At 72.8% G+C, this 7935-nt stretch carries 8 protein-coding genes; 2 read left to right on the top strand and 6 right to left on the bottom strand.

Translation table 11 applies throughout. The features are described from left to right. From AOK08_RS21275 to AOK08_RS21265, 3 genes are all read right to left on the bottom strand, one after another. Positions 1–384 (bottom strand): DUF4142 domain-containing protein (locus AOK08_RS21275; RefSeq protein WP_157876744.1); only part of this gene is annotated, 384 nt, incomplete at its 3' end. Positions 385–539: 155 nt separating this feature from the next. Beyond that, a complete protein-coding gene (locus AOK08_RS21270; protein ID WP_055528417.1) occupies positions 540–1148 on the bottom strand; it encodes a DUF4142 domain-containing protein in 609 nt (202 codons plus the stop codon). Between the two features lie 85 nt (positions 1149–1233). Beyond that, positions 1234–1974 (bottom strand): peptidyl-tRNA hydrolase, encoded by a 741-nt coding sequence (locus AOK08_RS21265; protein WP_055528410.1) that lies wholly within the window; start codon positions 1972–1974, stop codon positions 1234–1236. Positions 1975–2030: 56 nt separating this feature from the next. Here AOK08_RS21265 and AOK08_RS21260 point away from each other — a divergent pair, with 56 nt between their 5' ends. Both AOK08_RS21260 and AOK08_RS21255 read left to right on the top strand, forming a co-directional pair. After that, entirely contained in the window at positions 2031–2963 is a 933-nt protein-coding gene (locus tag AOK08_RS21260) for an ABC transporter ATP-binding protein (RefSeq protein ID WP_055528407.1), read from the top strand. Further along, a complete protein-coding gene (locus AOK08_RS21255; RefSeq protein ID WP_055528402.1) occupies positions 2960–3631 on the top strand; it encodes a hypothetical protein in 672 nt (223 codons plus the stop codon). Before AOK08_RS21260 ends, AOK08_RS21255 begins: the two co-directional genes overlap by 4 nt. A gap of 657 nt (positions 3632–4288) precedes the next feature. Here the strand turns inward: AOK08_RS21255 and AOK08_RS21250 are convergent. The 3 genes from AOK08_RS21250 to AOK08_RS21240 form a co-directional block, all read right to left on the bottom strand. Next, positions 4289–5746 carry a serine/threonine-protein kinase gene (locus AOK08_RS21250; RefSeq protein WP_055528394.1) on the bottom strand — a complete coding sequence of 486 codons (1458 nt, stop codon included), beginning with the start codon at positions 5744–5746 and terminating at the stop codon, positions 4289–4291. Between the two features lie 203 nt (positions 5747–5949). Then, on the bottom strand, positions 5950–6747 hold the full coding sequence (locus tag AOK08_RS21245; RefSeq protein WP_055528387.1) for a slipin family protein: 798 nt from the start codon (positions 6745–6747) through the stop codon (positions 5950–5952). A gap of 149 nt (positions 6748–6896) precedes the next feature. Beyond that, on the bottom strand, positions 6897–7935 hold a 1039-nt coding region (locus AOK08_RS21240), incomplete at its 5' end, for a SulP family inorganic anion transporter (RefSeq protein ID WP_055528381.1).

Here is a 7935-nt window from a genome sequence, read left to right as displayed (position 1 = left end):
CAGGAAGCCCTGCTGCTGCTCGTTCGGCACGCTGGGCAGCGGGACGTTGAGCTGCGCGGAGATGGCCCGTACCCGCATGTCGAGGTCGTTGTGGCCGGTGATCAGGTGCTGCGCGGCCTCCTTGACGGCCGCGCTGCTGGAGCGCTGCATCGCCTGCTGCCCGGCGGGCAGCTCCCACAGTCCGGCCAGCCGCACGCGCACGATGAGGTCGCGGTCGACGGCGGTCAGGGGCCCCCACTGCGTGTTCACCGTCTCTCCGGTGACCACGGCCGCCTTCGCGGCGTCGTCACGGTGGGGGTACGAGTAGAAGACGGGGTACGCGAGCGCGCCGATCGTGCCTGCGATTGCCAGGCCGACGAGGACCGAGCCGTTCAAGCGGGGCAAAGGAGCCTCCCGGGAGGAACCCAACCGGTCGTTGGGGACTGAATACTTGGCCAGTGAGGGGGATACGCGGGCGTATCGGGACGTGCGGGCGGGTGAACGGACGGGCGAGTCGGGGCTGCCGAGGCCAGGGTCCGGGTCCGCGTCGCCGACACGTGTCAGATCGTGCCGTTGGCGATGCCTTCGAAGTCGACCTGGCCGGTCTTCTCCAGCATCGTGATGTGGTCGAGCACGGTCTGGTTGGTGTCCGTCGCGAGCTGGCGCACGAGCGAGTTGCGGGTGTTGTTCCGCACCGCCCCGATGGCCGGGAAGATCTTGCCGTGCGCGGACCGCAGAAGGTTCGCCCAGGTCCGGTCGAAGGTGTCGCCCTGGGCCGCGTCCATCTGCGCCAGGAAGCCCTGCTGCTGCTCGTTCGGCTGGTTGGGCAGCTCGACACCGAGCTGGGTCGCCACCTTCCGCACCCGCTCGTCGAGGTCGGTGTGGCCCACCAGCAGGTGGTCCGCCGCGTCCTTGACGGCGGGGCTGTTGGAGCGCGCCATCGCCTTCTCCGCCGCGGGCAGCTCCCACAGTCCGGCCAGCCGCACACGCACGATGAGGTCGCGGTCGGAGGCGCTCAGCGGCCCCCACTGCGTGTTCACCGTACCGGCGGCCACATTGGCGACTCCGGTGCCGGAACGGTCGGCGTACGACCACACCGGGAACGAGAGCGCGGCAATGGTGGTGGTCAGGGCCGCGATGACGAGGGCCGAGTGGTTGAAGCGCGGCAAAGGAGCCTCCGGGGGGAGCCAACTGGTCGTTGGGCAGATGTGACGTGGCCAGCGCCAGAAGATACGGGTGGGACCCCGGGGATGTTCAACGGAGATGTTTGAAACCAGGACGGCCCAGGGGGCGATGGTCCGCGACCACCGTCGCCGAACCGGGAGCGATCTCCGTGAAACCGGCGTCACGGACCAATGGGAGCCCGCCGGTGGTCAGTTCGCGCCACTGGTCCGGCTCCGCCGTACGGACGGCGAGCGGGAAGCCGGCGTCGCGCCAGGCGGCCCGGGCCTCGTCCGACAGCTCCCACCACGCGAGCTGGGCGCCGTGTCCCGTCTGGGCCATCGCCTTGCCCGCCGACATGTCCAGCCCGGGGTTCAGCCAGAGGACGGGCACCGAGGGGCCGGGGCGGGCCGGCGGCCCGGGATCCTCCAGGTCGGTGCCGGAGACCTGGAGCCGGGCCAGGTCCTTGGGCCAGCCGTCCAGCGGTACGGGCGGGAAGACCCGTACCTCGGCGGACCCGCCGGTGACCGTGATGCCGTCCAGTGCCTCGGCCCGCCGCCACTCGGCACCCCGCGCCCGCCGCACGACCTTGCGGATCCGGGCGTCCTGCCAGTCCCGCATGACCTGCGCCCACTCCCCGTCCCCGGCCGACCGCTCGTCCCCGAGGATCACGAGAACGGCTCGGGCGGCGGTCTCCAGCGCGTCCGTACGGGCGGGCGGGTCGGCCTTCTCGATCCGGGCGACGAGGGGGAGGACGAACTGAGGAGCCTCGTCACGAGACGAACGCTCGGAACGGAAAGGGCTGTCGGCGGGAACGGCAGGATCATTGGTCACGTCCTTCAGTCTGCCAGGAGGAAGATCGGATCTTCCGGGGAGAGGGCGGGGGCCGCGTGCAAGGAGAGTTCCGACTGATCGGTGTGGGCCGCCGCTACGGCGTGCGCGGCCCCTGGGTGCTGCGAGGCGTCCATCTGACGCTCACCGCGGGCAGCCTCACCCGCATCGAGGGTGCCAACGGCACCGGCAAGTCCACGCTCCTGCGCGTGCTCGCCGGTATCGACGCGCCCTCGGAGGGCAGCCTCACCGGCCGCCCGCGCACCGCGTACGTCCCCGAACGCTTCCCGGCCGCGCTCCCCTTCACCGCGCACGGCTACCTCACGCATCTCGGCGCCGTGCACGGACTGGCCCGTACGGCCGCCGCGCGGGCCGCCGACGAGTGGCTGGAGCGGCTCGGCGCCACCGGGTACGGCCGGACGCCCATGGCACAGTTGTCGAAGGGCAGCAGCCAGAAGGTCGCCGTCGCGCAGGCCCTGCTCGCCGACCCGGAGCTGCTCGTCCTCGACGAGGCGTGGACCGGCCTCGACGCCGCCGCCCGGGGCGAGTTGGAGCGGGTCGTCGCCGAACGGACCGCGTCCGGCGCCTCGGTGGTGTTCGTCGACCACGACCCGGCACGCCTGGCCGGGGCGCCGAACGCCACGTACACGGTGACCGAGGGCGGCCTCGACCTCCGTGCGGCACAAGCGGGTTCACCGGAACCCTCCGGCCCGCACCTGGTCGTCGAGGCCCAGGGGCCGCCGGGCGCGCGGCCTCCGGCGGAGGCGCTGCGATGGGCGACGTCGAGCACGGAGACGGCCACACCGGGCCACCACCGGCTCAGCGTCCCGGGGACCCATTCGGACGTCGTCCTGCGCGCCCTGCTCACGGCCCGCCCGCCCTGGCACGTGGCGCGCGTGGAACCGGAGACCACCGGCACGCCCGAAGAGCCCGCCGGAGTCGCCGTACTGGCCCTGCCCGCCCGGTCCGCCACCGACGAAGGCCGCCGATGACCGCCCTCCTGCGTTACCAGGCGGCCCTGCTCGTGCGCTCCCAGCGCTGGCTGCCGCCGTTCATCCTGTACGCGGTGTTCCTGGCCGTCGGGGTGCAGGGCGGGCAGCCGGTGCTCGACTCGCTCGGGTACACGGCGGCGGCCGTCCTGCCGGTGGCCGCCTGGCTGGTACGGATCTGCGCGGGCAACGAGCCGCCCGCCGCCCGCGCCGCCGTGGCCGCGGCCGTCGGCCCCGGACGGGCACATCTGGCCTGTCTCCTGGTGGCACTGGGCGCCGCCGCGGCGCTCGGTACGGCCGCGACCGTCGTGGTGACCCTGATCAGCGACCCGACGAACACCGACCACCAGATCGAGGTCGCCCGGCTCCCGGCCGGCGCCGCCGGGCTGCTCGCCGCCCTGGTGTGTGCCCTGCTCGGCACGGCCGTCGGCGCGCTCACGACCTGGCCGCTGCTGCGCTCGCCAGGCCGGGCGGTGCCCGCGATGATGCTCGGCGCACTGCTGGCGATGGTGATGACGGGCTCTCCGGCCAAGTCGGCGATCACGTCCCTGGTGACCGGCTCGCGCGCGGGCACGATTCCGGTGCCCGTGCTGCCACTCGTCGCGGCGGTCCTGCTCACGGCGACGGCGACGGCGCTGGCCTGCGCGCTCACCTCACGCCGGTCATCCTGAACAGGCGTTTCGCTGCGCCTCCTGCCATTCGCAGACCGGGCAGAGAGTGCTGCCCTTCCACGACCGCGGATATTCGGTAACCCCCCCGGCACAGCACGCACTCCGCGTACTCCACCCCCGACGACCCACCGACCTCGCCCCGGCCCCTGCCGTCCTCGTCGTCACTCATACCACCAGCGTAGGCCGCTCACGGCCGGCGCCCGTGGCCCAGGTCGGCCAGGCCACCTTCACGACGGTCGCCGGAGCGGTACCGCGCGCGGTGCACGATGACGACCGACCCGGGCCGTACGCCGTCCAGCCCCCCACCCGGGTCACGGCACCGGTGTCCGTCGTGAAGGGCCCGGCCGACGGCGTCCCGGCGCACGGCGGTCGTCCCGGTCGCATCCAGGCCCGCGGCCCCGCCGGAGCGGCACCGCGCGTGAGGTGCGTGACGGGCCGTACGCCGTTCAGCACCCCCCCAGGCCACGGCACCCACGTCCGTCGCGAGGGCGTCTCCGCCGACCGTGTCCCCCCGGCGGGCACCGCACGCGCGGCGCCCCCCGGTCGTAACACCCGCCGGGGAAGCGGGAGCAGGGCAGGCCGACCGGGCCCCGGTGGGCCTGGAAGGCGTCGGAGGCGCGGCGGCGGGACGTGCGGGCCCCGGGAGGACGATTCGCTCTAGTCCCGTGTGCAGCGCCCGGCGGGGTTGGTGGCCGGCGGGCGGCACTGGTCGGGGAAGTCGGCGGGGTTGTCGCTCAGGTAGCGGCCCAGGCAGGTGTTCGCGGTCGTCAGGCCGTGTTCGGCGCAGAAGGCCAGCGCGGCACGGCCGTCGGCGAACGGGCCGGGTGCGTAGATCACCCAGTAACCCGGGCGCAGGGACGCGTACTTGTCGCTGCGTACGAACACCGCGTCCGGCACCGACTGCCTGATCCTGGCGAGCTGTGCGTCCCGGGCGGCGGTTCCGGAGCCGACCGGCAGGGACTGGAGCTGGGCGATCCACCGGTCGACGGTGGTGGGCGTCGGGGGCGACGAGGTGGGCGACGTTCTCTTGTCGGCCGACGGGCCCTGGGTGTCGTTCGTCCCGTTTCCGTTCCCGTTTCCGGCGAGGAGACGCGGTGTCAGGGCGACCGCGGCGAGCGCGACCAGGACGGTGAGCGCGGCCAACGCGGTGATCCTTCTGCGGCGGTTCGGCGACGACGCGGGCCGCTCTCCCGCCCTCTGCTGTTTCGTGTCCGCGACCATGGGCGCCGAGTGCGGCAGCGTCCCGCCCGACTCGGGGCCGTGGCCCGGGGGCCGGGGTGCCGTCGGCGTCCGCTCGACCGGCCTCGCCGGGCCGCCCGCCGCCACTTCCCCCAGCATCACCGCCAGCCGGCCCGTTTCCGGGCGGGCCGCCGGGTCCCGTTCGAGCAGCGCTTCGAGTACGGGGGCCAGCGGGCCGGAGCGGGACGGCGGCGGGACCTCGGACTCCAGCACCGCCGCGAGGGTCGAGAGCGAGGTCTCGCGGCGCAAGGGGCTCACGCCCTCCACACACACGTACAGCACGACTCCCAGGGACCACAGGTCGGAGGCCGGGTCGTCGGAGGGGCCGCGGATGCGTTCCGGGGCGATGTACTCGGGGGAGCCGATGAGCTCGCCGGTCATCGTCAGGGCCGTCGCGCCCTGGAGCGCCGCGATCCCGAAGTCGGTGAGGACCGCGGTCCCGTCCGGCCGCAGCAGGATGTTCGCCGGTTTCACGTCCCGGTGCTGGACACCCGCCGCGTGCGCGGCGCGCAGCGCGTCCAGTACCTGGCCGCCGATCCGCGCCGCCTCCGCCGGTGTCAGCGGGCCCGATTCCAGGTGCTTGTCGAGCGAGACGCCGGGCACCAGCTCCATGACGATCCAGGGATGCGGGTCGTCCTCGATGATCTGATGGACCGTCACCACATGCGGGTTGCTGAGCCGGGCGAGCGCCCGCGCCTCGCGCATCACCCGTTCCCGTACGGCGTCGGTCGCCGCCGCGTCGGGCCGTACCGCCTTCAGTGCGACTTGGCGGTGCAGCACGGTGTCGGCGGCTCGCCACACCGTCCCCATGCCGCCGCTGCCGAGCCGCTCCAGCAACTCGAAGCGGCCGTCGATCAGGTCCCCCGTTGCGTTCATGGCGGACAGGTTAAAGCCTGCGCACACGGTCCAGGGTCAAGGGGCTTCCGCTGCCGCCGTACCGCTGACGCCGTCCCTGGTGTGCGGCGATCGGCGTACGCCGTCCGGCCGTCCGGAACGAAGGTGGTGTCCGGCGATTCGCCCCACCTCGGGGTGAATTCGGTGCCGTAGCGGCCTGCGGACCACGCGCGTGGCGGGACGCCTCAGCCGGGTGATCCGTCCGGTGGCGCGGGCGGCTGCTGGCCCTGTGCCCGTTCCAGGAAGCGGAGCAGTTCCACCGGGAAGGGCAGGACGAGCGTCGAGTTCTTCTCGGCCGCGACCGCCACCACCGTCTGGAGCAGCCGGAGCTGGAGTGCGGCGGGCTGCTCGGACATCACCGCGGCGGCCTCGGCGAGCTTCTTCGAGGCCTGGAGCTCGGCGTCCGCGTTGATGATGCGGGCCCGCCGCTCCCGGTCGGCCTCGGCCTGGCGGGCCATCGAGCGTTTCATCGATTCCGGCAGGGAGACATCCTTGATCTCGACCCGGTCGATCTGCACACCCCAGCCGACCGCCGGGCTGTCGATCATCAGCTCCAGGCCCTGGTTGAGCTTCTCGCGGTTGGACAGCAGATCGTCCAGGTCGCTCTTGCCGATGATCGAACGCAGCGAGGTCTGTGCCATCTGCGATACCGCGAACCGGTAGTCCTCGACCTGGATGATCGCGTTCGCCGCGTCGATCACCTTGAAGTAGACGACCGCGTCCACCCGCACGGTCACGTTGTCCCGGGTGATGCCCTCCTGGGCGGGCACCGGCAGCGTGACGATCTGCATGTTGACCTTGCGCAGGTGGTCGACGAACGGCACCACCATCGTGAAACCGGGCGGCCGGACGTCTCCGGTGAGGCGGCCGAGCCGGAGGACGACCCCGCGTTCGTACTGCTTGACGACCCGCGCCGCCACCCCGATGTAGACGAGCCCGGCGGTCGCGGCGGCGATGCCCGCGGCCAGCAGTTCCACAACCATGACGACGACCCTTCGCAGCCGTCCCGAACGTGCCCAATGGCACCCTTAATAAACGATATGCCCGGTACGGGGCTCGGGTCGAGCCCCGTACCGGGCAGTCTCGCGGTCCTCCAGGGCGCCTGCTTTCTCCGCCCGAGGAGGGTCCGGGGTTATCCCGCGGGAAGCAGCAGGACGGGTTCCGTCCCGGCCGCGCTGTGCCGCTCCGCCCAGCTCTCCAGGGCCGTGCGGCAGGCGTGGTCCAGGTGGTGCAGGCCCGACAGGTCCAGCTCTATCGGCTGGTCCTGGGGCAGCGCCTCCAGGCTGTCGAGGATCTTCGGCAGCCGCAGGAAGGTCGCGTTGCCCGACAGACGCGCCTGCACGGGCCCGGCGCCCTTGTCGACGACGTCCAGCTTGATGTGCGAGGCCTCCCAGGCGGTCTTGCCCACGGCCAGGGCGAGACCGATCAGCACACCCTCGAACATGTTCACGGACACGATCGCCAGGGCCGTGACCACCAGTATCAGCGCCTCGCCCCGGTGCTCACGCCAGAGCGAGACGACCTCGCGCATCGGTATGAGCTTCCAGCCGGCGTGGACGAGGATGCCGGCCAGCGCGGGCACCGGGATGAGCGCCAACGCGCCGGGCAGCAGCGCCACGAACAGCAGCAGCCATACGCCGTGCAGCACCCGGGACACCTTCGTCCGCCCACCCGCCTGGACGTTCGCCGAGCTGCGCACGATCACCGCGGTCATCGGCAGCGCGCCCAGCAGCCCGCACACCATGTTCCCGGCGCCCTGTGCCATCAGCTCCTTGTCGTACTGGGTGCGCGGGCCGTCGTGCAGCCGGTCCACGGCGGCGGCGCTGAACAGGCTCTCGGCGGACGCGATCAGCGTGAACGCCACGACCGTGCCGAGCACGCTCAGGCTCGCCAGTTCGCCGAAGGAGCCGAGCCCGGGCAGCTGGACGGCGTCCAGCAGGCCCTTCACCTCGACGGTCGCCACCGGCAGCCTGAAGGCGAGGGTGACGACGGTCGCCAGGACCACCGCCGCGAGCGCGCCCGGCACCGCACGTATCCTATTCGGCAGCCGCTGCCACAGCACGATCACGGCCACCGTGCCCGCGCCGACCGCCAGCGAGGCCAGCGCGCTGGTGCTGCCCACGGCCTTCGCGACGGCCTCGGGCAACCCGATGATCTTGTCGAGTCCGGCG

The sequence above is a fragment of the Streptomyces graminilatus genome, assembly GCF_001418565.1.
GTDB classification, from domain to species: Bacteria; Actinomycetota; Actinomycetes; order Streptomycetales; family Streptomycetaceae; genus Streptomyces; species Streptomyces graminilatus.
Note: the sequence above shows the minus strand (reverse complement) of the source record. Positions and strands in the feature narration are given on the sequence as shown.

Coding starts and splice junctions, on each gene's coding strand:
- AOK08_RS21250 (WP_055528394.1), bottom strand. CDS start 5,746: ATGAACGCAACGGGGGACCTGATCGACGGCCGCTTCGAGTTGCTGGAG.
- AOK08_RS21245 (WP_055528387.1), bottom strand. CDS start 6,747: ATGGTTGTGGAACTGCTGGCCGCGGGCATCGCCGCCGCGACCGCCGGG.
- AOK08_RS21255 (WP_055528402.1), top strand. CDS start 2,960: ATGACCGCCCTCCTGCGTTACCAGGCGGCCCTGCTCGTGCGCTCCCAG.